General features: G+C 61.5%; 22 protein-coding genes. 17 read left to right on the top strand and 5 right to left on the bottom strand.

The annotated features are described in order from the left end of the window. The first annotated feature begins 37 nt into the window (after positions 1-37). Both F6V30_RS01225 and F6V30_RS01220 read left to right on the top strand, forming a co-directional pair. Positions 38-1216: a vWA domain-containing protein gene (locus F6V30_RS01225; RefSeq protein WP_151156371.1), complete on the top strand. Its 1179-nt coding sequence runs from the start codon at positions 38-40 to the stop codon at positions 1214-1216. A 188-nt stretch (positions 1217-1404) separates the two neighbouring features. Next, positions 1405-1809: a hypothetical protein gene (locus F6V30_RS01220; RefSeq protein WP_151154710.1), complete on the top strand. Its 405-nt coding sequence runs from the start codon at positions 1405-1407 to the stop codon at positions 1807-1809. Positions 1810-1948: 139 nt separating this feature from the next. Here F6V30_RS01220 and F6V30_RS01215 read toward each other — a convergent pair whose 3' ends face one another. The 3 genes from F6V30_RS01215 to ileS form a co-directional block, all read right to left on the bottom strand. Further along, on the bottom strand, positions 1949-2743 hold the full coding sequence (locus F6V30_RS01215) for a sulfite exporter TauE/SafE family protein (RefSeq protein ID WP_151156370.1): 795 nt from the start codon (positions 2741-2743) through the stop codon (positions 1949-1951). Positions 2744-2976: 233 nt separating this feature from the next. Continuing rightward, positions 2977-3465: a signal peptidase II gene (gene lspA / locus F6V30_RS01210; protein WP_151154709.1), complete on the bottom strand. Its 489-nt coding sequence runs from the start codon at positions 3463-3465 to the stop codon at positions 2977-2979. A 2-nt stretch (positions 3466-3467) separates the two neighbouring features. Beyond that, on the bottom strand, positions 3468-6242 hold the full coding sequence (gene ileS, locus F6V30_RS01205) for an isoleucine--tRNA ligase (RefSeq protein ID WP_151154708.1): 2775 nt from the start codon (positions 6240-6242) through the stop codon (positions 3468-3470). A 334-nt stretch (positions 6243-6576) separates the two neighbouring features. On the opposite strand from ileS, the gene F6V30_RS01200 reads away from it, so the two are divergent. The 13 genes from F6V30_RS01200 to F6V30_RS01140 all read left to right on the top strand — a co-directional run bounded on the left by F6V30_RS01200 (position 6577) and on the right by F6V30_RS01140 (position 17385). Next, positions 6577-7620 (top strand): rod shape-determining protein, encoded by a 1044-nt coding sequence (locus F6V30_RS01200; RefSeq protein WP_149307109.1) that lies wholly within the window; start codon positions 6577-6579, stop codon positions 7618-7620. A gap of 127 nt (positions 7621-7747) precedes the next feature. Beyond that, complete coding sequence (locus F6V30_RS01195) at positions 7748-8782, top strand: glycosyltransferase family 2 protein (RefSeq protein WP_151154707.1); 1035 nt, start codon at positions 7748-7750, stop codon at positions 8780-8782. Positions 8783-8837: 55 nt separating this feature from the next. Beyond that, positions 8838-9407, top strand: a complete 570-nt coding sequence (gene gmhA / locus F6V30_RS01190; RefSeq protein WP_151154706.1) for a D-sedoheptulose 7-phosphate isomerase — start codon at positions 8838-8840, stop codon at positions 9405-9407. A gap of 56 nt (positions 9408-9463) precedes the next feature. Beyond that, the gene (locus tag F6V30_RS01185) at positions 9464-10423 is read left to right on the top strand and encodes a GSU2086 family protein (protein WP_151154705.1); all 960 of its coding nucleotides are present in this window, start codon (positions 9464-9466) and stop codon (positions 10421-10423) included. Between the two features lie 78 nt (positions 10424-10501). Beyond that, positions 10502-10897 (top strand): DUF948 domain-containing protein, encoded by a 396-nt coding sequence (locus F6V30_RS01180; RefSeq protein ID WP_151154704.1) that lies wholly within the window; start codon positions 10502-10504, stop codon positions 10895-10897. A 2-nt stretch (positions 10898-10899) separates the two neighbouring features. Continuing rightward, a complete protein-coding gene (locus F6V30_RS01175) occupies positions 10900-11214 on the top strand; it encodes a YtxH domain-containing protein (protein WP_151154703.1) in 315 nt (104 codons plus the stop codon). A gap of 51 nt (positions 11215-11265) precedes the next feature. Next, on the top strand, positions 11266-12180 hold the full coding sequence (locus F6V30_RS01170) for a YihY/virulence factor BrkB family protein (protein WP_151154702.1): 915 nt from the start codon (positions 11266-11268) through the stop codon (positions 12178-12180). 61 nt (positions 12181-12241) lie between these two features. Further along, positions 12242-13765: a lytic transglycosylase domain-containing protein gene (locus F6V30_RS01165; protein WP_151154701.1), complete on the top strand. Its 1524-nt coding sequence runs from the start codon at positions 12242-12244 to the stop codon at positions 13763-13765. A 41-nt stretch (positions 13766-13806) separates the two neighbouring features. Beyond that, positions 13807-14544 carry a tetratricopeptide repeat protein gene (locus F6V30_RS01160; RefSeq protein WP_151154700.1) on the top strand — a complete coding sequence of 246 codons (738 nt, stop codon included), beginning with the start codon at positions 13807-13809 and terminating at the stop codon, positions 14542-14544. Between the two features lie 179 nt (positions 14545-14723). Further along, positions 14724-15197 (top strand): DUF2844 domain-containing protein, encoded by a 474-nt coding sequence (locus F6V30_RS01155; protein WP_246163117.1) that lies wholly within the window; start codon positions 14724-14726, stop codon positions 15195-15197. Continuing rightward, positions 15184-16383, top strand: coding sequence for a DUF3443 family protein (locus F6V30_RS01150; RefSeq protein ID WP_151154699.1), 1200 nt, complete (start codon positions 15184-15186; stop codon positions 16381-16383). Before F6V30_RS01155 ends, F6V30_RS01150 begins: the two co-directional genes overlap by 14 nt. A 129-nt stretch (positions 16384-16512) precedes the next feature. Next, positions 16513-17085, top strand: coding sequence for a nitroreductase family protein (locus F6V30_RS01145; protein ID WP_151156368.1), 573 nt, complete (start codon positions 16513-16515; stop codon positions 17083-17085). A 111-nt stretch (positions 17086-17196) separates the two neighbouring features. After that, entirely contained in the window at positions 17197-17385 is a 189-nt protein-coding gene (locus F6V30_RS01140; protein ID WP_149307098.1) for a GSU3473 family protein, read from the top strand. Between the two features lie 151 nt (positions 17386-17536). Here the strand turns inward: F6V30_RS01140 and F6V30_RS01135 are convergent, their stop codons facing one another. Then, positions 17537-17995, bottom strand: coding sequence for a hypothetical protein (locus F6V30_RS01135; RefSeq protein WP_151154698.1), 459 nt, complete (start codon positions 17993-17995; stop codon positions 17537-17539). Positions 17996-18055: 60 nt separating this feature from the next. Then, complete coding sequence (locus F6V30_RS01130) at positions 18056-19120, bottom strand: hypothetical protein (protein WP_151154697.1); 1065 nt, start codon at positions 19118-19120, stop codon at positions 18056-18058. A gap of 168 nt (positions 19121-19288) precedes the next feature. On the opposite strand from F6V30_RS01130, the gene F6V30_RS01125 reads away from it, so the two are divergent. Together F6V30_RS01125 and F6V30_RS01120 are read left to right on the top strand one after the other, a co-directional pair. Beyond that, positions 19289-21511: a sensor histidine kinase gene (locus F6V30_RS01125; RefSeq protein WP_151154696.1), complete on the top strand. Its 2223-nt coding sequence runs from the start codon at positions 19289-19291 to the stop codon at positions 21509-21511. Position 21512: 1 nt separating this feature from the next. Beyond that, on the top strand, positions 21513-22001 hold the full coding sequence (locus F6V30_RS01120; RefSeq protein ID WP_151154695.1) for a response regulator: 489 nt from the start codon (positions 21513-21515) through the stop codon (positions 21999-22001). Positions 22002-22018 lie beyond the last annotated feature (17 nt).

Genomic DNA, 22018 nt, shown 5'->3' with positions numbered 1-22018 from the left:
TTTGAATTTTCCAAGCCCCTGTGGCACACTACCGATCATGCCGACCATGAACACCCTTGAAACCGCCATCGTCCGCCTGCTGCGGGATAAACCGTTCTACGGCCATTTCATCCTCAACCTGCGCCGTGCGGAACTGCCCTCGTCCAACCGCGCCGCGGGTGTGACCATCCGGGACGGCGTGCCGACCCTCTCCCTGAATCCCCCGCTGTTTGCCGCCCTGTCCCACAAGGGGCAGCAGGCCCTGCTGGAACACCTGGTCAAGCATCTCCTCCATCTCCATCCCCTGCGGCGCAAACAGCGCAACAACCACGATTGGGACATTGCCTGCGATCTGGCCATCAACCCCGGCATCGAGGGGCTGCCGGACGATGCGCTCGTACCGGAACAGTACGGCCTGGAAGCGGGGTTGGCGGCGGAGGAGTATTACGGGTTGCTGGTGCCCCCCTTCGATACTGGAAACCTGGACGGCAGCGGCTACGGCGATGGAGAACGGGATGACCGGGGGGCTGCCGGGCAGGGGCGGGCCGCCGTGCAGGACGGGGCAACCCTGGACGACCACGAGATCTGGAGCGATGCCGACAGCACCCCCCTGCCCCTGGGCGAGGAGATGGTGCGGAGCATCACGCGGGACAGCCTGCGGGGGAGCGATGGCGAGGCGCCGGGAGATATCCGGGCGGTGGTGGAGGGGCTGCTGCGGCCATCGCCCATCCCCTGGCGTCAACTGCTGCGGCAGTTCGTCGCCACGGCCGGGCGGGTGGGGCGGAAGAGCACCTGGACGCGGGAACATCGCCGTTTCGGCACGGGCACCCCCGGGATTCGCAAGCGGCGGCGGCTCAACCTGCTGGTGGGCATCGATGTCAGCGACTCCACCAATATCGTGGAGCTGCGCGAGGCCTTTGCCCGAGAGTTGGTGCAGATCGCCCGGGGGCGGGACGCCCACATCACCGTGTTGTACGCCAACAGCCGCATCCAGCGCGTAGAGGCGTTCAACGGCTCGTCGTTCGTGGCCCTGCGGTACGACGGCGGCGGCTTCACCGACCTGCGGCCGGTCTTCGAGTATGCCAGGGGGATGCATCCGTTACCGGCTGCGATCATCTACCTGACCGACGGCATCGGCCCGGCCCCTGAAACGATGCCGTTCCCCACCCTGTGGGTGCTGACCCGCGAAGGGGAACGGCCGGTACCGTGGGGGGTAGAGTTGCGGTTGGATGTGTGATCGGAAAAGTCCGCCATAGAAACAGGGAAGCTTTAAAATCAACATCTGCCACAGAGACACGGAGACACAGAGGTTCACAGAGAAAAGCAAAACATTTTTGGAACAAACAAAAGTCGTCAGGTTGTGCTTGCCTTACTCCCGTATTTCTCTGTGTCTCTGTGGCAGAATTATTTTTATGAAAGGATGGTATGGACGAATTCAAACCGATGACCGCGGAGTCGGTCGGGAGCCTGCTGGAAGAGGCGGGAGCCGAGGTACTGGTGCGCTCCGGGAGGAGCGAGAGCTATGGCGCCCCGCGGGAGTTCTCCTTCGAGGTCAAGGCCACGTTTCCCAACGGCATGGGGCTGCATGTGGTGGCGCGCCAGTTTAACTACCGCGACCCCTGGGAGGCCCAGGGGAGGATCAACGATATGGTGGACGTATCGCTGCTGCGTGCGGGCAGCTATACCAGCCTGCCCAAGGGCTTCGACTATTTCCAGGGGATCGACGAGGAGTGCGGGTTGGATGAGGAACGGCTGAAAGAGGTGATCGCCTGCGTCAGCGGCCTGAATCCCAAGCTCTACCTGTTGCAGGAGATGACCGGCGATCTGTGAGGTTGTTGAAAAACAGCCATCAGGCCTTCATCCTCGAAGGCCCTTTCGTGCGGCGTAGCGCTGCTACGCCTCCTCAGAGCTTGTCTAGCGGGTGCGACGATCTGACTATTTTTGAACAACCTGAGCTTTCAACAACTTGTCAGAGCAGGCTCACCAGCATCTTGGTGGCCATGGCTACCAGCAGCAGGGCGAAGAATTTTTTCAAGCGGGGCACCGGCAGGGTGTGGGCCAGTTTGGCGCCCAGGGGGGCCGTGGCGAAGCTGGCGCATGCCACCCCGGCCAGCGCCGGGAGGTAGACAAAACCGATGCTGAAGCTGGGCAGCGCCGTGGCCGCCAGGCCGTTAACCGCATAGCCGACCGCCCCGGCGAAGGCGATGGGGAAACCGACCGCAGCGGAGGTCCCGATGGCGTTGCGCATGGGGACGTTGCACCACAACAGAAACGGCACGGTCATGGTGCCGCCGCCGATGCCGACCAGGCTGGAAACGCCGCCGATCAGGCTGCCGACGCCGGAGGTGCCGACCGTGCCGGGGAGTTGCCGCTGGGCCTTGGGCTTGATGTCCAACAGCATCTGGAGCGCCACGTAGTACAGGAACGCCACGAAGAAACCCTTGAGAAAACCGGTGGAGAGGTGTGACGCCAGCCAGGAACCGAGGAAGGTCCCGGCCAGGATACCGGGGGTTATGCGCCGGACGACCCCCCAGTCGACCGCTTTGCGGCCATGGTGGGCCCGCATGCTGGAGACCGAGGTGAACATGATGGTGGCCAGCGACGTGCCCAGCGCCAGGTGCAGGATATAGGCGGCCGGCAACTGCTGGGCCGTGAACAGGAAGGTGAGTATCGGTACGATCACCAAGCCGCCCCCCACGCCCAGGAGCCCCGCCAGGATGCCGGCAAAGCCGCCCAGCGCCACGTATGAAAGCCAGTAGGTCATCATATGTAAGTCTCCCCCCCCCATCGGGCCCTGACGCCCCTGACGCAGTCAGTCCAACCTGAATCCGTGACACCATCCGCCTTCGCTGGTCCGGCAGGCCTCTGCCTTTGCGTCTGAAGAGTTTGCAGCCATCAGGCGGAGGACCGGTGGAGTGAGTGAGCTGTTACGGCATGGCGGCGGGCTGGCCCCGGCTCTTCCTGACACTGCGGTATTCCGGCATTACGGATTCAGGACTAGCTTTTTATCCGTTTCTGCCGCTGTTCCTCCCGCAGCATGTCCAGCGCCAGCAGGGCTACGCCGACGCAGATCAGCGAGTCGGCGACGTTGAAGGCCGGCCAGTGGTGCGCTTTCCAGTACACATCGAGGAAGTCGATCACCTCGCCCAGGCGGACCCGGTCGATGAGGTTGCCCACGGCGCCCGAGAAGATCATGGCCAGGGAGACCTGGGCCAATTGCTGGTCGTTGCGCAGGCGGTTGAAGGCGATCACGATCACCACCGCAGCGATGGCTGAGATGGCGATGAAAAAAGGGAGCCGCCAGGAGGCGTGGGAGAGAAAACTGAAAGCGGCCCCTTTGTTGCGCACATAGGTGATGTTGAACAGGCCGTCGATCACCGGGATCGACTGGAACATCTGCATGCTCCGGTCGATGTACAACTTGGTGATCTGATCGACGATCAGTCCGACGATGGCGATACTGCCGAAAATAGCCCAGCGCCGCATCGCTAGACCACCGCCTTGGTGCATTTGGGACATATGGTTGGGTGCGATGTATCCTGTCCCAGTTCCTCGCTGTAGCACCAGCAACGGTCGCACTTCTCGCCCGGAGCGGCGGACACCTGTATCCGCAGGCCGGGGAGGGTTTCAGCCGCATAGCTGTCGCCAGCCATGGTGTCAACCAGGGTGACCTTGGAAACGATGAAGATCGCAGCCAACTCTGCGGCGTATTCCCGGAGGAAGGCCAACAGTTCCGGTTCGGCGCCGATGGTTACCCCGGCATCCAGGGAGTGGCCGATGGTCTTGGCTACTCGGGCCTGTTCCAGGGCCTTGGAAACCTCGGCCCGCACCTTCATGAGCCGCTCCCAGCGTTCCACCAGCTTGTCGTCCTTCACCTCGGGCTGGAGTGTGGGGAATGCGGCCAAATGGACGCTGGCCTCGCGCTCGCCCGGCAGGTACTGCCAGGCCTCGTCGGCGGTGAAGGAGAGTACCGGTGCGATCAGGCGCAGCAGGGTATCCAGGATGCGGTACATGACGGTCTGGGCGCTGCGCCGTTCCAGGGAGTCCTTCTTGCTGGTGTAGACCCGGTCCTTGAGAATATCCAGGTAGAACGAGCTCATCTCCACGGTGCAGAAGCCGTTCACGGCATGGTAGAGGACATGGAACTCGTACTCGTCGTAGGCGGTCAGCACCTTTTCCTTGAGCAGTTCCAACTGGTGCAGGGCCCAACGGTCGATCTCCGGCATGTTCGCGTATGCCACGCTGTCCCGGGCCGGGTCGAAGTCGTTGATGTTCCCCAGGATGTACTTGCTGGTGTTGCGGATACGGCGGTAGGACTCGGACAGGCGGCTCAGGATCTCCTGGGAGATGCGGATGTCGTCGCGGTAGTCCTGGGCAGCCACCCACAGGCGCAGGATTTCGGCGCCGTACTTCTTGATGATCTCTTCCGGGGCCACCACGTTGCCCACCGACTTGCTCATCTTGCGGCCGGAACCGTCCACCACGAAACCGTGGGTCAGGACGTTCTTGTAGGGTGCGCGGCCGCGGGTGCCGACGCTCTCCAGCAGCGAGGAGTGGAACCAGCCGCGGTGCTGGTCGCTCCCCTCCAGGTACATGTCGGCCGGCGAGGCCAGCCTGGGGTTGGGTTCCAGCACGGCGGCATGGGAGACGCCCGAATCGAACCACACGTCCAGGATGTCCATCTCCTTCTCGAATTCCGTTGCCCCGCATTTGGGGCATTTTGTCCCCTCGGGGAGGAGTTGGGCGGCCTCCCAGTCGAACCAGACGTCGGCGCTGTGCTGGGTGAAATGGTCGGCCACATGGTCCATGACGGCGCCGTCGGCCAGGTATTCGCCGCAGGTCTTGCAGGAGAAGGCGGTGATCGGCACCCCCCAGGTGCGCTGGCGGGAGATGCACCAGTCCGGGCGGTTTTCGATCATGCCGTGGATGCGCTCCTTGCCCCATTTGGGAATCCACTGCACCTGGTCGACGGCCTTCAGCGACTTCGTGCGCAGGTCATCGGCCTCCATGGAGATGAACCACTGCTCGGTGGCCCGGAAGATGATCGGTTTTTTGCAGCGCCAGCAGTGGGGGTAGGAGTGGACGATGTCGGCCTGCCCGAGCAGCGCCCCCACCTCGGTCAGTTTCTCGATCACGGCGGGGTTGGCGGCAAAGACGAACTGGCCGCCGAAGAACTCCACGTTCTGGAGGTACCTGCCGTGGTTGTCCACCGGGTTGTAGATGTCAAGCCCTTCTTTCAGGCCCAGTTCGTAGTCCTCCTGGCCGTGGCCGGGGGCGGTGTGGACGCAGCCGGTGCCGGCCTCCAGGGTCACATGCTCGCCCAAAAGGACGACGGAATCCCGATCGTAGAAGGGGTGCTTGCAGCGCTTGCGCTCCAGGGCGGCCGCCTTGAAGGTGGCGACGACCTTTCCCGTCAGGCCGACGGCTTGCAGGAACGTGTCTTTGAGCCCCTCTGCCACGATCAGGATGCCTTTTTCCGTTTCCAGGGCCACGTAGTCGAATTCGGGGTGCAGAGCCACGGCCAGGTTGGCCGGGATGGTCCAGGGGGTCGTGGTCCAGATCACCACGTAGGCCTGCTTGCCGGCCAGGGCCGGGATGGCGGCGGAAACGTCGTCCCGCAGGGCGAAACGGACGTAGATCGACGGCGAGGTGTGGTCGGCATACTCCACCTCCGCCTCCGCCAGGGCTGTGACGCAGGAGGAACACCAGTGGACCGGTTTCTTGCCGCGGTACAGTCCGCCGCTCTTGGCGAACTTGGCCAGTTCCCGGGCGGTCTGCCCTTCGTATGCGTAGTTCATGGTCAGGTAGGGGGTGTCCCAGTCCCCCAGCACGCCCAGGCGCTTGAACTCATCCCTCTGGATAGCGATGAATTTCTCCGCATATTTCCGGCACTCGCGGCGCATCTCCAGTTTGGAGATCTCGTGTTTTTTCGACCCCAGGTTCTTTTCCACCTGCAGCTCGATCGGCAGGCCGTGGCAGTCCCAGCCCGGAACGTAGGGGGCGCGGAACCCCTCCATGCGTTTGCTTTTCAGGATCACGTCCTTGAGGATCTTGTTCAGGGCGTGGCCGATATGAATATGGCCGTTGGCGTAGGGGGGGCCGTCGTGCAGGATGTAGAGCGGCTTGTCCTTGCCGTTTTCCTCCATGCGGGTATACAATCCCTCGGTTTCCCACTTGTTCAGGATTTCCGGCTCCCGCTGGTTCAGGTTGGCCTTCATGGGAAAATCGGTTTGGGGCAGATTGAGTGTGTCTTTATAATCCATGGTGCTGTCTCCTCACAGGCTTCTGCTGATTGTGCAAATTTTACAAAAGTATCGTGATAGCAGAGAAATGTCAAGGAATGCCCTGTGGTTGCCGGGCAGATGGCAAATACCGCGCGTCGGTTGTCAGTGAAGGTATCGGTGTTACAATCCAACGTCATCATCGTGTACAACATGGGCGGTCGCCTTCTGGCCCGCAATGTGGAGGGGGTGCCGAATTCATGATTGAAGTCTGAGGAACCAGATTCCCCCTTGCATTTGCCGCCTCCCTCTGCTAGCATATTTAGCCTTTTCCTGAACTAAAACCGGACCCCTGTACGAAAGGATTGAAAGAATAATGTTGAAAATATTCGATTACCTGTTTGGTATGTTTTCCAATGATTTAGCCATTGACCTGGGGACCGCCAATACCCTGGTCTACCTGAAGGGCAAGGGGATCGTGGTTCGCGAACCTTCGGTGGTTGCGGTCCAGAAAATGCCCAACGGCCAGCAGAGGGTGCTCAAGGTCGGGATGGAGGCAAAACAGATGCTGGGGCGCACCCCCGGCTCCATCACCGCTATCCGCCCCATGAAGGACGGGGTCATCGCCGACTTCGACATCACCGAGGAGATGCTGCGCTACTTCATCCACAAGGTGCATAACCGCAAGACCCTCGTGCGCCCCCGTATCGTGATCTGCGTTCCTTCCGGCATCACCCAGGTCGAGAAGCGCGCCGTCAAAGAATCGGCCGAATCGGCCGGCGCCCGCGAAGTCTACCTGATCGAGGAGCCGATGGCCGCTTCCATCGGAGCCGGCCTGCCCATCACCGAGGCCTCGGGCAACATGATCGTCGATATCGGCGGCGGCACCACCGAGGTGGCGGTCATCTCCCTGGCCGGCATCGTCTATGCCCAGTCCACCCGCATGGGGGGCGACAAGATGGACGAAGCCATCGTCCAGTACATCCGCAAGAAGTACAACCTGCAGATCGGCGAGCGCATGGCCGAGAGCATCAAGATCGAGATCGGCGAAGCCTATCCCGGTCCCGATGTCCTGTCCATGAGCGTCAAGGGGCGCGACCTGGTGTCCGGCATCCCCAAGACGATCGAGGTGAATTCGGACGAGATCCGCGAAGCCCTCAAGGAAGCGGTCAACGCCATTGTGGACACGGTGCGCATCTGTCTGGAAAAAACCCCCCCCGAACTGGCGGCCGACATCGTTGACAAGGGTATCTTCCTGGCCGGCGGCGGCGCCCAGTTGCGCAACCTGGACATGTTGCTGCGCGAGGTCACCAAGGTGCCGGTGCTCATTGCCGAGAATCCTCTGGACTGCGTTGTGCTCGGTTCCGGCAAGGTCCTTGATGAATTGAACCTCCTCCGCCGGGTCGCAGTCACATCGTAGCCGTGCCGGTCCCAAGGGGTGTGAAGAAACTCTCCATGAGCGGGGATGAACAGGACAGTCAGGATGCGCCGCGAATCGTCGTTCCTGCTCATCCTGTTTATCCCTGTTTTCGTCTTACTGTGCTGATATGACAAATCCCTCCATCGACATAATCGTCCCGGTCTGGAACAGTCCCTTCGAAACCCGCGCCTGCCTGGCCGCGATCCTCAGGCACTCCCCCGGGGCGCGCATGATCGTCGTCGACAACGGCAGCAGCCGGGAAACCGAGCTGATGATGGAGGAGTTCTCCGAGCCGCTGGGGGAACAGGGCCTGTTCATAAAGTCCGAGCGCAACATCGGGCTGGTGCCGGCCATCAATAGGGGGCTGGCGCGTTCCGATGGCGATCTTGCCATCGTTGTCCGGCCGCATGTCCTGGTCACCCCCGGATGGCTCGACGCCCTCAGGGAGGCCGCCCGGGACGCTTCGGTCGGTATTGTCTCGCCGGTTTTCAGCGGCAGCGGGGCTTCGCAACGCCTTGCCGTCAACAGCAGGCACGATTGCCCGTTCATCGAGACCTTCTCGGTGTCGTTTTCGGCCCTGTTGCTGAAGAGCGAGATGCGGGTGCAGATCGGTTGCTTCGACGAGGGGCTGGATAGCGGCGAATGGTGCCTGATCGATTATATTCGCCGCGCCTGGAGCAAGGGGTATCGCACCGGTGTTACGTCGCGCTCTCACCTGATTTGCAGCCAGGAGCCGGTTTTCGGCTCGGACGCGCGGCGGAAGAGCCAGGCTCATATCAGCTGGGAACACTATCGGGAACAGTGGGGCATCAGCCGCCATTACGGCGTTTATTTCGGTGCCGATACGGATGCGGCCGCTCTTGCCGACGCCATGGAAACCATCCGAGAGGGGGCCCGCCGGGGGCATCGCTTCACCCTGTTGCTGCATCACCGCCAGGCCCGGGAGTTTCGCCGTTGCGGCTGGAATTGCCTGCATACCGGCATAGACCAGGTTCGGTTGTCCATGATCATGCCGCACCGGGACTTGGTGCGCAAGATCGGAGCGCTCAGGGGGAGTGTCCCTGAGATGATCATGGTGCGTTGGCAGGATGATGCGTCTGTCGCCGGCATGGAGATGTCCATTCCATTCGCCGACGTAGCCGCCGCACTCGGGGATGTATGACGAATAACGGGAAATACCCAGTGCCGTGCCGTCTGGCACGGAGCGGAGGTGGTTCATGGTTGGAGATGTGAAGGCGCAGTTGCAGGCCCATCGCGCTTTGTTAGAGACAATGGAGCGGGATATGGCCCCGTTGATCGCCGAGACGGCGGGCCTGCTTGCCCATACCCTCAAGAGCGGAGGAAAGCTGCTGGTGATGGGCAACGGAGGATCGGCCGCCGATGCCCAGCATTTCGCGGCCGAGATCGTCGGGCGCTTCAAGTTGGAGCGCCGCGCCCTGCCCGCCGTGGCGCTCTCCACCGACACCTCCATCCTGACCGCCATCGGCAACGATTACGGTTTCGAGGCGATCTTCAGCCGCCAAGTCGAGGCCCTTGCGGCGGCGGGCGACATGGTGGTCGGCATTTCCACCAGCGGCAACTCCCCCAATGTGCTCAAGGCCTTTCAGGCGGCGCGGGAGCGCGGCTGCCGCACCGTCGGTCTCTTGGGGCGCGACGGCGGGAGCATCAAGGCCGCCTCCGACGTGGCGCTGGTGGTCCCCTCCGATGACACCCCGCGCATCCAGGAGGGGCACATCACCATCATTCACATCATCTGCGACCTGGTGGAACGGTCGCTGTTCGGATAATCGTTTTCTTCCCCCTTTGACAAAGGGGGAACACGACCAACACGGAAGGTTCCGAAATGAAACTCCAGCCTATCGATCTCGCCGCCGTCAAGACCTACCCCATCGCCGAGCGCAGGAACAAGGTCTCGCTCGAACGTGATTTTGCCGCTGCCGTCACCCCCGGAATGACCGTTGCCGGCCTTTTGGCGGCCATGCCCAACCAGTTGGGCGCCGAGAACCTCAAGGCGACCATCGACGCAGTCGTTGCGGCCCGCCGCAAGGGGAAGCCGGTGGTGATCGCCATTGGCGGCCACGTGATCAAATGCGGCCTGCAACCGGTGCTGAAGGCCCTCATTGACGCCGACGTCGTGACGGCGGTGGCCATGAATGGTTCCGCCTCGATCCACGATTACGAGATATCCCTGATCGGCGAGACCAGCGAGGATGTGGGCGCTGTGCTGCACTGCGGCACCTTCGGCATGGCCGAGGAGACCGGGCGCGACATCAACCGGGCGCTCAAGGCCGGGGTCGCCGAGGGGATGGGCTACGGCGAGTCCCTCGGGCGCTTCATCGCCGAAAACCGCAATCCCCACGCCGGGGCCAGCCTTTTGGCGGCCTGCCGCGCCAAGGGGATTCCCGCCACGGTGCATGTGGCCATGGGCACCGACATCATCCACCAGCACCCGGAGGCCGACGGCGCCGTGCTGGGACAGGCCACGTTCACCGATTTCCGGCTCTTCGCCTCTGTGGTGGCGACCCTGGGGGACGGCGGGGTCTTCATCAACATCGGCAGTGCCGTGATCATGCCGGAGGTGTTTCTCAAGGCTCTCTCCATCGTCCAGAACATGGGCTTTCACGTGGACCATTTCACCACCGCCAACTTCGATATGCAGCAGCATTACCGCCCGCTGCAGAACGTGGTCAAGCGGCCGACCGCCGGCGACAGCCGCGGTCTGGCGATTACGGGTCACCACGAAATCATGATTCCGCTCCTGGCGGCGGGGATTCTGGACAAAATCGGCCCACGCCGGGACTGAAACAGATTGAATTATTCCGATTTTGTTTTATACTGTGACGTACCTTGGAAGGCCTGAAAACGTGAGCCGGAGAAAAAAATGACCCTGACCGGAATTGTGCTGATCATCATCTCGGCGGCGCTCTGCATCATGGTGCTCGCCTTTATTCCGACGCTGCTGGCCGTGAAGCGGGCGGCGATCTCCTTGGGGGCGCTGTCGGAAATGGTGCATACGGAGTTGAAACCGGCCCTCCAGGAACTGACCGCGGCTTTGACCGAGTTGCGGGCCGTTGGCAGCGACGTGGCCGAGCATGCGGACGATGTCAAGCGTTTCATGACGGCGCTGGGCGAGACCGGCGACAACCTTAACACCATAAACCGATCGGTAGGGATGGTTGCCGGGGTGCTCAACGCCACCTCGACCTGGGTGGTCGGCGCCAAGGTGGCGGGGAAATATCTGCTTGAACGCTATCTCAAAAAACGGGGAGGAAAATGACCATGTCTGACGACGAAAAAGGAATTTCCGCGGGAACGGTGATGGTGTCATTTCTGGCCGGGGCGGCTCTCGGCGCCGGGCTGGCGTTGCTGTACGCGCCCAAGAGCGGCAAGGAGATGCGTGAGACCATCGCCGATCTGACCGAAGATGCGGTCGACAAGATCAAGGAATACGCCAAGGACGCCCAGGACAAGATCAAGACGGCCATCGAGGACGGCAAGGAAACCATCGTGGAGAAGAAGTCCATCCTCGCGTCGGCCATCGAAGCCGGCCGGGAAGCGATGCACAAGGAGAAGGAACGTACCGCCGCCTCCTGACCTTTGGCGGGAAAACGAAGGGGAAAAGCCCACTACGGTGGGCTTTTTTGTATGAGGGGATCCATGCCGCTTTCGGAGCGTCAGCGCAGGATGATAACCACGGGCCGGATTCTGGTCCAACGATTCATGGACGACCGCTGTACGACCCACGCCTCGGCGCTGGCCTTCTCCAGCATGCTCTCCATCGTGCCCTTTCTGGCCTTGCTCTTCGCCACCTTCAAGGCGCTCAATATGCATGCGGTCCTGGCGCCCATGATCCTTTCCCATGTGACGGCCGGGTCGCACGAGCTGGTTACCCGCATGCTGCATTATATCGCCAACACCCATGTGGGATCGTTGGGGGCGGCCGGCCTGATGACCCTGCTGGTGTCGGCCATGGCGATTCTGGATAGCGTTGAGGACGCCTTCAACCAGATCTGGAGCCTCGAACGGGGTAAGCGGCTCCACCACAAATTGCGGGATTATGTGATCGTGATCCTGAGCGTGCCGCTCCTGATCGCCCTGGCCGTCAGCATTACCAGCAGTCTCCAGCATCAGGGGGTGGTGCAGTGGTTCTTCCGGCTGCCGGTATTCGGCTACCTGATCCTGATGCTGTTCCGGTTGGTCCCCTACCTGAGTAGCTGGATCGCCCTTGTGTTTCTCTATAAGTTCATCCCGAACGTGCGGGTGAGCTTGCGCAATGCCGTGATGGGCGGGGTGGCGGCCGGCACCGTGTGGCAGGTGGCCCAGTGGGCCTATATCCATTTTCAGGTCGGCGTATCGCGCTATAACGCCATTTACGGTACGTTGGCCGTGCTGCCGGTCTTCATGGTCTGGATTTACACCAGTTGGATCATCGTCCTGGCGGGGATGGAATTTGTCAGATATCTCCAGGAGGGCATACCTGCCCGAACCGCGGACGCGGTGGGCGACCGGCGGGGCAATATCTCGCAAACGCCCATGCCGCAAGGTTTTCCCCGGGATTGACTTTCCTTGGCAACTCCTTTATAATTCCATAGCTTTATCAAACTCTGCGTCGGCACTCAGCATGACGGCGCGACACTACCGCGTAGTAGTCATCGGGAAGCGTGTGAAGCATATCGTCATTGCCATAGCCCTTGTAGCGTGCTCCCTTCCGGCAGGCGCTACGGAGCCGGTCCAGCCTCTGCTGGCCGAGTTGACCAGCCCTACTGTTCCGGCGTTGCCCGCATTGGAACAGGTGGCGCTCGTCCCACGCGACGAGTTGACGGACGAGGATGAGCCGCAGCAGCAGGACGCGAGCGAACTCTTTACCCTTGAGGAACTCAAGGACAAAGGAAGCGACGCTGTCGAACTGGCGCTGCCCGATGTCGATCTGCCCCAGGCGGACATCCCCCTGGCCCTCAACAGCAAGGTCGAATATTTCCTCTCCTATTTCCAGACCAGGGGAAAACAATCCTTCTCCCGCTGGCTCTCCCGCTCGTCCCGCTACATCCCCATGATGAAAGAGATCCTCAAGCGCGAGGGGATGCCGGAAGACTTGGTCTACGTGGCCATGATCGAGAGCGGTTTCCATCTACAGGCCCGTTCGGTGGCCAATGCCGTGGGGCCGTGGCAGTTTATCTCCGGCACCGGCCGGCGTTATTCCCTGCGTATCGACCAGTGGATCGACGAGCGCAAGGACCCGCTCAAGGCCACGGTTGCCGCCGCCCTGTACCTGAAAGAACTCTACGGCATGTTCAACGGCGACTGGTATCTGGCGGCCGCCGGCTATAACGCCGGTGAAAACAAGATTCTGCGCGCCATCAGCATGTACAACACCAGCGATTTTTGGGAGCTTTCCCGCGGTTCCTATCTCAAGCGCGAGACAAAAGAATATGTCCCCAAGCTGCTGGCCGCGGCCATAATCGCCAAGGACCCCGCCCGCTACGGTTTTTCCGACGTGGCCTACCTGTCTCCGATTGAGTTCGATATCGTCAAGATCCCCTCGCGCACCGATCTGGAATTGGTTGCCAAGCTGACCGGCACGACCTACGAGACGATCAAGGAACTGAATCCGGATCTGCGCCATTGGTCCACCCCTCCCAATTACCCCGACTATGAACTCAAGGTGCCCAAGGGGACAAAGCTGCAGTTCGATGCCGCTTACGGCAAGGTCCCCGAGGACCAGCGCTACACCGAAAAGGTGCTTTACACCCACTATCACGCCCGCAAAAGGGATTCGCTCAAGGGAGTCGCCCGCCGGTACAGCACGACCCCGGATGCGCTGGCCGAATTGAACGGGCTCTCAAAGAAGAGCCGTATTGCCGGCAAGACGCTGGTCGTTCCGGCCCGGCAGACGGTTGATTTCAGCCACGAGGGCCGTTCCGCCGCCACCGCCGGTACTGCGAAGGGCGGCTATGCGAAGTATTATACCGTGAAGAAGGGCGATACCCTGACGTCTCTCGCCAAGCGTTTCAACGTTTCTTCCAAGCTCCTCTCGCTCTGGAACAACCTGAAGGTCAGGGTTGCCCTGAAGCCGGGACGGCGTATCATCATCGCCAAGTTTATCGAAAAAAACGGGGAAATGGTACCTGAAGCACGGAAAAGCTGATGTTTTCCGCCCTGTCTGCCTCATCATGAAAGGAAAGACCGATGTATAATATTCTCATTTCCGCCGCGTCGGGCGCAGTCCTGTCCCTGCTGCTCCTTGCCGTCAAACTTCCCTGGTGGGCGGCGCTCCTGGTCGGCCTGGTAATTTTTACCGCTCTCTTCGTGGTCATTTCCCGCGTTATCATGAAGAAGGTCATGGCTTCCATCGAGACCGCCGGCAAGGATCTCCAGGCGCAGCCGCCGCGTTTTGAAAAGGCGGTCCGCGAATTGAAGGATGCCTTGCAATACGGCAAATGGCAGGTCTATGTGGAAGGGCAGATCAACTCCCAGATCGGCATGATCTACTACATGAAACGCGATTTTTCCAACGCCTTCCCGTATCTGGAAAAGTCGTTCTTCAAAAACTGGGCAGCCATGGGCATGCTGGCCATCTGCTACATGAAACGCCAGAAGAAGGACAAGATGATTGCCACCTTCGACAAGGCGGTGCAGTGGAACGGCAAGGAATCGCTGCTCTGGGGGGTGTATGCCTATTGCCTCAACGAGTGTGGCGATGTGTCGAAGGCCAAGGAGGTTCTGGGCAAGGGGCTGAAGAAGCTGCCCGGCGATGCGACGCTCGCGGATAACCTGGCCTGCCTGGAACAGGGCAAGAAGATGAAGATGAGAAACTACGGCGACATGTGGTTCCAGTTTCACCTTGAGAGCCTGGGCGCCTTGCAGAAACACCAGATGGCTGCCATGGGCGGCCGCATGCAGCGGCGCATGGTGGCCAGAAGGTAGCACTGTGCGTTGCCACCGCAGATACCATCCCTTTGAAAGCCGTCGCGAGACGGCTTTTTTGTTTTTTTTGTCGAAAAAAGAGTAGAATGTAACCATAAACCGATATATGCGGAAGCGGTTAAGCCCCGCCGGATGGAGCGGAAATGTTCTTTTGAGGCAGGGGAGCGGCAGGGGGGGCAATGAAGAAAAAAGCGTACATTTTAGGAGCCTGTTTCGGCCTCATGCTGGCAACGGTCTTCACGATGGTCCCGAGGGCCGGGGCCGCCTTGGGCGGATCTGCCGATTCTGTCACTACGGACCGCAAGGCGCTCTCAGCCGCGCGGCGTGCCACAACGGTCGGGCCGGGTTATACGGTCCAGGAAATCGCGTCCGATGCAACCAACGTGCGGGAATACGTGTCGCGAGACGGGATTGTGTTTGCAATCGCCTGGAATGGGCTGATGCATCCCGACCTCACGATACTACTGGGCTCGTATGTCGGAGAATATCAGCAGGCCGCACAAAAGACGCCACGCCAGATGGGGCAGAGGCGCCGTGAGGTAAGGGGAAGCCGGGTCGTTGTCGAAAAATGGGGACATATGCGAAACCTGCAGGGGCGGGCCTATGTCCCGGCCTTGGTGCCTTCGGGGGTGCCCATCGATGAAATCAAGTAAGATGGCCGCAGTTTTGCTGCTGATGCTTATGGTGCTTGCCGGCTGTGGCGGCTCCGGGGGTGGTTCCGGTTCGCCGGGCACCACGATCGGGGGGCCGCCCGCTGCCGGGAACAACGTGATGAGTGTCACCGTGAACGGTTCTCTCTGCTCGGGTAACCCCTCCTATCCCAACGAACCGTGCGTCAGCGTCACGATTTGTGCCCCCGGCACGACCAACTGCCAGACTATCGGCGACATCCTCCTCGATACCGGAAGCAGTGGGCTCCGTATCTTTAATCAGGCGCTCGCGGTCCCGCTTGCTCAAGTAACGGCAGGTCCCGGGCTGTTAGCGGAATGCGTCAACTTCGGCGATGGCTCATCCATGTGGGGGCCGGTTCAGATGGCCCGCGTGATTCTGGGAAATGAGCCCGCGGTTCAGATTCCCGTCCAGGTCGTCAACCAGAATTTCGGGACTCCGTCCAACCTCTGCACGAGCCCGAACTCTACCCCGAACACCAGCCCTTCCGAAGCCAACTACAATGGGATCCTCGGCGTGGGCCTTTTTGCGCAGGATTCCGGACTGTATTTTTCCTGCAGCGGGGCGGCGAGCGGATCCTCGTGTGCGGCGACTGCGGTGCCGAATGCCAGCCAACTCATAAACCCGGTTGCCGCCCTTCCCGGGGACAACAACGGTGTGATCGTGCAGCTCCCCGGCGTGCCCGCGAACGGGGCGGGTTCTGCCACCGGTTCACTCATACTCGGCATCGGCACCCAGTCCAACAATGTGCCTTCCGCGGTAACGACTTATGGTGCCAATCAATTCGCCGAATTCAGCACCACCTTCAACGGTCTCCGGTATGCCAGTTTCCTCGATACCGGTTCGAACGGGCTCTTCTTCCCGAGCACCTCGGCGACCCAGCTTCCCGCCTGTCCCTCTCCCAATGCCGCCTGGTTCTGCCCGCCGGCCACGGTCAGTTTCTCCGCGACCAATACGGGGGCCGGCGGTTCGCCGAGCGGGATTGTTTCGTTCCTGATCGGCAATGCCGTCAGTCACTTCACTACGTCAAACCAAGTGTTCGGCGATCTGGGCGGCGGCGCGGCCAATAGTTTTGATTGGGGGCTTCCCTTTTTCCTGGGGCGAAGTGTCTTTGTGGGGATCGATGGGGCGAGTTCGAGCCTGGGGACCGGCCCCTACTGGGCGTACTGATCAAGCGGAGAGATGCGCGTTTACTGCAAGGCAGGTAGCATTTTCACATGGGTTGCGTGAGGTGGCGTGCCGTTTTGGGCGTCCCGCACCCGTTCGGACCAAGCGGTCATGGAGTGGAATTGGGCAATGATGGACACCCTTGAAGCGATACAGACCAGGCGAAGCGTCCGTAGGTTTTCCGACAGGCCGGTGGAGGCGGAGAAGCTGCAGAGCGTCTTGGAGGCAGCCCGGATGGCGCCTTCATGGGCCAACATGCAGTGTTGGCGATTTGTGGTGGTGCGGGACCCGGCCATGAAGCGAAGGCTCAGCGAATATTCGGCAGCGGATTCATTCGTCACGGCCAGAGGGTACAAATCCAACCCTTCCCAGCGGGCTCTTGCCGAGGCGCCGGTGGTGATCGTCGCCTGTGCCGAATGCAACCGGTCGGGGGACACACGGGGACAGCAGTATTATATGGCCGATGTGGGGATGGCTGTGGCGAGCCTGATGCTGGCGGCCCATGCCGTGGGGCTGGGGAGCGTCTTCGTCGGCATCTTTGACGAGAAGCAGGTGGGAAGTCTGCTCGGTATTCCGGCCTACATCAGTATCGTGGGGCTCATCCCCCTGGGGTATCCCTCGGAGGCACCCGAATGCGGGGCCTCGCGGAAATCCCTGGATGAAATCGTGCATTACGAAGCCTGGGGGCCTCAGGCCATGGAGTGACATGGCCATCTTGCATTTGTGTCGGGGGGGTGTATTCTAGTAATAGTTGGTGTAACTGCTGGAAATAAGGGTTTTTCAACAACAACGGGAAAAATCCGCACGGAGGCAGCCATGCTTATCCACGTTCTGTATGACGACAATAAGTATGATTACGTCAAAGGCTTCCAGCTCGACAGGTTGCTGGAGGTGAAGAAGGTTCAAAAGTTCAAGCGGAGTACGGGGTGGGTCACCGTCGGCGTAGACCCCCTTCGCTGGAGAAAAAGCCCGAATTACCACGGCGTTGAGCGGAGGGCGGCCTAGCCCCGTGACGGCTTGTCAGTGAAGAAGCGGCCGTTGGGCGTGCAGTCTCCCGGTTGCGCCGGTTCTTCGCCGGGCAGTGAAAATAGTTGTGCGATATGCGACACCCCTCCGGAGACCTTCCGGCGGGGTGTCGCGTTATGAGTACAGAGGGTCAGAACCTGACTCCTACGCCGCCCCCCAGGAAATTCAACTCGTCGTCGAACTGGCGCCGGTATTCTGCGTTGACGAAGAACGGTCCAAAGAGCAGGTCGCCCCCGGCCAGGGCCACGGGAGTACCCTTGGTGCCCCGCTTGTCATGAAACACCAGTGCCGCGCCGAGGCCGGCGTAGGGCTGGAAAAAGGGGATCGGGGCGTGGATTTTGAACAGGGCCGTGATGGGCAGAGACTCGTCGCGCCTGATGGACTTGGCGTTGTCCTTGTCGAGCATGACATAGGCCGCGGTGGCGCCGATGGAGACCAGCCGGTTGAGGTAGAGGTCGGCAAAGGCCTCGGTGAAGTTGCTGCTGCGGTTGGTGGCGGCTCCGCCGCGGATGCCGATCCCCAGTGAGTCGGCCGCCAGGGCGTTGGCAGCCAGGGCCAGGGTTATGAGCAGGGCGATGATGGTTTTCATGGAAGTTCTCTCCTTGTCAATAAATGTTCCGGCGCATGACCGGCCTGAGAGGGTGGTTTTCTAACGCCGGGCCTCTTCGCTGATGGCCCGGATGGCATCGAAGACTACGGTGTCGTATTTGTCCTGGCTGATGGCCTGGGCGACCGCGGGGATCTTGAGCAGGGTCTTGACGAAGCCGAAGCGCAGATCCCGGGGGAGGCAGGCGATGTAGGCCACCAGATGCTCCTCCTGCTCGGGTGCCAGCACCGGTGAAGCCTGGAGGAGTGCCGTCAGGTCGGTCATGGTGGCGGCCTGGATGTCGTCGCGCTGGGCGGCCGCCTGTTCGGCCACCTGGGGCCAGTTGTCCAGGATATCGGCGGCCGTCAGGGGACGGTGGCGTTCGTCGGCCAGCCAGCGCATGAACATGATGGCCGCCTCCCGGCCGACGATGCCGGAATAGACCTCCATCTCCAGATCGCCGGGAAAACGGCAGTTCCGGCGCAGGACGCTGATCATCTCCCAGGCCCGTTCGGTCGGCTCCACCGGGAGGTCCATGGGAGCCCCCGGGCCGGCCAGCAGGTTGGTGTTGGCGGACAGGAACTGCCGGACCCTGTCATCCAGCCCACGTTCGGCGGCATAGCGCGACCAGCAGGCGTGGTCGCTCTCCACGTAGAGCATCACCATCCGGTCGATCAGGGCCCGGTCCAGGGTGGCCACCTGATAGCTGCCGTCGGGCGGGTTGATGGTCACCACCACCTTGTGGCGGGGAGCCAGCCGGTGGGTGTGCAGGGCGCGCGGCTCGCCCTCGATGGGGGGCTCGACGAACTGGAAGATGGCCTGGAGGGTATCCTCCTGCTGGGCGCGGTTCAACTCGTCGCAGTGGACCACGGTGGGCGGGTCGTCGTCGGCCGGCCACCAGGACGGGCGCGACCAGTGCATGATGTCCCCCTCCCGATACGGGATGCCGACCAGGTCGCCGACCTCCATCTGCCCGAGGCGCAGGGAGGCATAGCGCCAATTGTCTTCGCGGCAGACCTGGATGATCCCGGCGGTTTTACCGACGCCGCGGTGCCCGACGACACACGGCGTCAAATCGGTTTTTGCGAGGATTTCCCTCAGAACCAGCTTCAGTTGGGCAATGTTCACGCGCTTTCCTTCTTGGGTGTTTGGATTTTCCGATCATAGCCGCAAACGGTGCGAGCTTCAAGTGCGCTGACGTTTTTTTGCGGGTCGCCCGGGAAACGCCTTATCATAAAAGGCAAAGTGTGATATAGACAAAAGGATTCAGACGGCCGTGCGCCAGGGGGACAAGTCATGGGGGAACAGGGGCGGCGCCTCACATACAGCGGCAAGTCCTTGCTGTTGCTGGTCGCTCTGATCGCTGCCGGTTTTGCCGGAAACTTCTTCTCCCTGCGCCTGTTCACCGGTTTCAACTTCCTGTTCGGCAGCATAGCGGTACTCCTGGTGGTCCGGCTGTTCGGCATCCGCTGGGGCCTTGTGGCCGGACTGGCCGCTTCGGCATGGACCGTCCCGCTCTACGGGCACCCCTATGCCGTGATCTGGCTCTGCGGCGAACCGCTCTTTGTCGGCTGGCTGCTGCACCAGGGGAAAAAGCGCAACATCCTCCTCTATGACGCCTGCTACTGGCCGTTGGTGGGCGTACCCCTCGTGTGGCTGTTCTTCCAGCATGTCATGCATGTTTCGGTGCTGGGAACCGTGGCCGCCATGCTGACCTACTGGGTGGTGGGCATCACCAATGCGCTGGTCGCCAGTCTCCTGCTGACCTATATCCCCCGCATCGCTCCCCTTTACGGCCTGGACATGTCCCGCACCATCCCGATCCACCACCTCATCTTCAATATCCTGATGGCCGTGGTGCTGATACCGTCCATCGTGGTCATGGTGATCTACGGCAAGGGGGCCGAGAACCGCTACCTCAAGGAGATGCATGCGGGCATCGACGACAGCCTGAAGGTCGCCGGCTACGAGACGCGGCTCAGGCTCCGGGAATTGGCTGCGAAGGCCGACGGGGCCGTCCCGCGGAACGCCGAGGCCGCCGGCGCCCTCGGGCGGATCTTTATGGACATGCGGGGCAGGCAGCCATGGCGCATCACCCTGGTGGACGATGCCGGCCGCGTTATCGCCGGCACCGACAGCGCTCCGGGGAGCGCGTCACCGTACGATCCCTGCCGCAGCGGCTCGCTGGAACCGACCGGGGAGGCCGGCGTCTACCGCTGCATGCCCACGGCGGACAGGCCCGTGCCGCTCCTGCAGCGGATGCACGACGCGACCTTCCTGCGTCGCGTCCCCCTGGCGGGCACCACCTGGAGCGTGGCGGTCGAATCCCCGTTTGCGCCCTACCAGCGCGCGCTGCTCCATGATCATATCAAGTCGCTGTTGATCGTGCTCGGCCTGAACATGTTCGTTCTGGTCGCCTCCCTCTCCCTGTCCCATCGCCTGGCCGCTCCCCTCTACCGGCTGTCCCAGGTGACGACCGACCTGCCCAAACGCCTGCTGCGGGAAAACATCGGCGCGTGGCCGGAGAGCATGGTCAGCGAGATCGACCAGTTGATCGGCAACTTCAAGGTTATGTCCATCGCCCTCAGCCAGCGTTTCCAGGAGATCACCTACACCAACGAGACGCTGGAACATCACGTCGCGGAGCGCACCGGGGAATTGACCCGGGCCAACGAGGAGCTGCAGAAGGAGATTGCCGAGCGGAAGACGACCGAGCGCCAGCGCGACCACCTGATGGTGGAGTTGCAGAAAAAGAACAAGGAGTTGGAGGGGATCGTCTATGTAGCATCCCACGATCTGCGCTCGCCTCTGGTCAATGTGCAGGGATTCAGCCGCAAGCTGGCCAAGAGCTGCGCCGAACTGGACGAGTTCATGGCCGGGCTGGCCCTGGACGGGGCCCAACAGGCCCGCATCGAGCCGCTACTCAGGGAAACCATCCCCAAATCCCTCGGGTTCATCACCCGCAGCATCGAGAAGATGGACAGCCTGTTGAACGGCCTGCTGCGGCTCTCCCGCCTGGGGAGGACGGCGATTTGCTTTGAAACCCTTGACATGCGCCTTGTGATGTCAAATATTATTGCTTCCGTAACCTACCAGATCGAATCCGCGGGGGCTCGGGTCGAGGTCGCCCCGTTTCTGCACCCCTGTATCGGGGACAGCGTTCAGGTTACCCAGATATTCAGCAATCTGCTGGATAACGCCTTAAAATACCGCGCCGCGAATCGTCCGCTGGTGGTGCATATCCTCAGCGAGGAGTTTGCCGAGGGGGTGCGCTACTGCGTAGCGGATAACGGTATCGGCATCCCCCGCGACCAGCAGGACAAGATCTGGGAGATCTTCCATCGCCTCAATCCGGGGGACACCCCGGGGGAGGGCTTGGGCCTGACCATGGCGCGCCGCATCGTCGATCGCCTGGGGGGCGCCATCTGGGTGGAGTCCGAGCCGGACGCGGGCAGCAGCTTCTATGTCGTCCTGCCGTGCGCACCCGAATCTGATGGACATGTGGCCACAGGAGCATGAGATGATCGATGACAGGTTCAAGAAAGAGGTCACCATCCTGATTGCCGAGGACGATGACGGCCACGCCGAACTGATCCAGGACAATCTTCAGGAGGCGGGCCTCAGAAATCCGATCGTCCGGTTTCGCAACGGCCAGGAGGCTCTTGACTTCTTCTACGGCGCGTCCGACGGCGATGCGCCCCGGTGTGAAAAGGGACTGGCGTATATGATGCTCCTGGACATCCGCATGCCCAAGGTGGACGGCGTGGAGGTGCTCCGGCAGATCAAGTCCGACCCGGAGTTGAAGAATATGCCGGTGATCATGCTGACCACCACCGACGACCCCCGGGAGGTCCGTACCTGCTACGCCCTGGGATGCAGTTGCTACGTCACCAAGCCGGTGGATTACCAGAAGTTCGCCGAGATGCTGAACAGGCTGGGACTGTTCCTGCTGGTGGTGCAGGTGCCGGACCTGGACGGGGTAGAGGGCAGAATAGAACAACTAACTTAATTTTCGGAGGAATCTGC

The organism is Oryzomonas sagensis, from assembly GCF_008802355.1.
Lineage (GTDB): Bacteria > Desulfobacterota > Desulfuromonadia > Geobacterales > Pseudopelobacteraceae > Oryzomonas > Oryzomonas sagensis.
This window is presented reverse-complemented; position numbering and strand designations above follow the sequence as displayed.

Bases quoted from the DNA above. Each gene is read 5' to 3' on its own strand.
- F6V30_RS01225 (WP_151156371.1), top strand. From the start codon at position 38: ATGCCGACCATGAACACCCTTGAAACCGCCATCGTCCGCCTGCTGCGG.
- F6V30_RS01220 (WP_151154710.1), top strand. From the start codon at position 1,405: ATGGACGAATTCAAACCGATGACCGCGGAGTCGGTCGGGAGCCTGCTG.
- F6V30_RS01215 (WP_151156370.1), bottom strand. From the start codon at position 2,743: ATGACCTACTGGCTTTCATACGTGGCGCTGGGCGGCTTTGCCGGCATC.
- lspA (WP_151154709.1), bottom strand. From the start codon at position 3,465: ATGCGGCGCTGGGCTATTTTCGGCAGTATCGCCATCGTCGGACTGATC.
- ileS (WP_151154708.1), bottom strand. From the start codon at position 6,242: ATGGATTATAAAGACACACTCAATCTGCCCCAAACCGATTTTCCCATG.
- F6V30_RS01200 (WP_149307109.1), top strand. From the start codon at position 6,577: ATGTTGAAAATATTCGATTACCTGTTTGGTATGTTTTCCAATGATTTA.
- F6V30_RS01195 (WP_151154707.1), top strand. From the start codon at position 7,748: ATGACAAATCCCTCCATCGACATAATCGTCCCGGTCTGGAACAGTCCC.
- gmhA (WP_151154706.1), top strand. From the start codon at position 8,838: ATGGTTGGAGATGTGAAGGCGCAGTTGCAGGCCCATCGCGCTTTGTTA.
- F6V30_RS01185 (WP_151154705.1), top strand. From the start codon at position 9,464: ATGAAACTCCAGCCTATCGATCTCGCCGCCGTCAAGACCTACCCCATC.
- F6V30_RS01180 (WP_151154704.1), top strand. From the start codon at position 10,502: ATGACCCTGACCGGAATTGTGCTGATCATCATCTCGGCGGCGCTCTGC.
- F6V30_RS01175 (WP_151154703.1), top strand. From the start codon at position 10,900: ATGTCTGACGACGAAAAAGGAATTTCCGCGGGAACGGTGATGGTGTCA.
- F6V30_RS01170 (WP_151154702.1), top strand. From the start codon at position 11,266: ATGAGGGGATCCATGCCGCTTTCGGAGCGTCAGCGCAGGATGATAACC.
- F6V30_RS01165 (WP_151154701.1), top strand. From the start codon at position 12,242: ATGACGGCGCGACACTACCGCGTAGTAGTCATCGGGAAGCGTGTGAAG.
- F6V30_RS01160 (WP_151154700.1), top strand. From the start codon at position 13,807: ATGTATAATATTCTCATTTCCGCCGCGTCGGGCGCAGTCCTGTCCCTG.
- F6V30_RS01155 (WP_246163117.1), top strand. From the start codon at position 14,724: ATGAAGAAAAAAGCGTACATTTTAGGAGCCTGTTTCGGCCTCATGCTG.
- F6V30_RS01150 (WP_151154699.1), top strand. From the start codon at position 15,184: ATGAAATCAAGTAAGATGGCCGCAGTTTTGCTGCTGATGCTTATGGTG.
- F6V30_RS01145 (WP_151156368.1), top strand. From the start codon at position 16,513: ATGGACACCCTTGAAGCGATACAGACCAGGCGAAGCGTCCGTAGGTTT.
- F6V30_RS01140 (WP_149307098.1), top strand. From the start codon at position 17,197: ATGCTTATCCACGTTCTGTATGACGACAATAAGTATGATTACGTCAAA.
- F6V30_RS01135 (WP_151154698.1), bottom strand. From the start codon at position 17,995: ATGAAAACCATCATCGCCCTGCTCATAACCCTGGCCCTGGCTGCCAAC.
- F6V30_RS01125 (WP_151154696.1), top strand. From the start codon at position 19,289: ATGGGGGAACAGGGGCGGCGCCTCACATACAGCGGCAAGTCCTTGCTG.
- F6V30_RS01120 (WP_151154695.1), top strand. From the start codon at position 21,513: ATGATCGATGACAGGTTCAAGAAAGAGGTCACCATCCTGATTGCCGAG.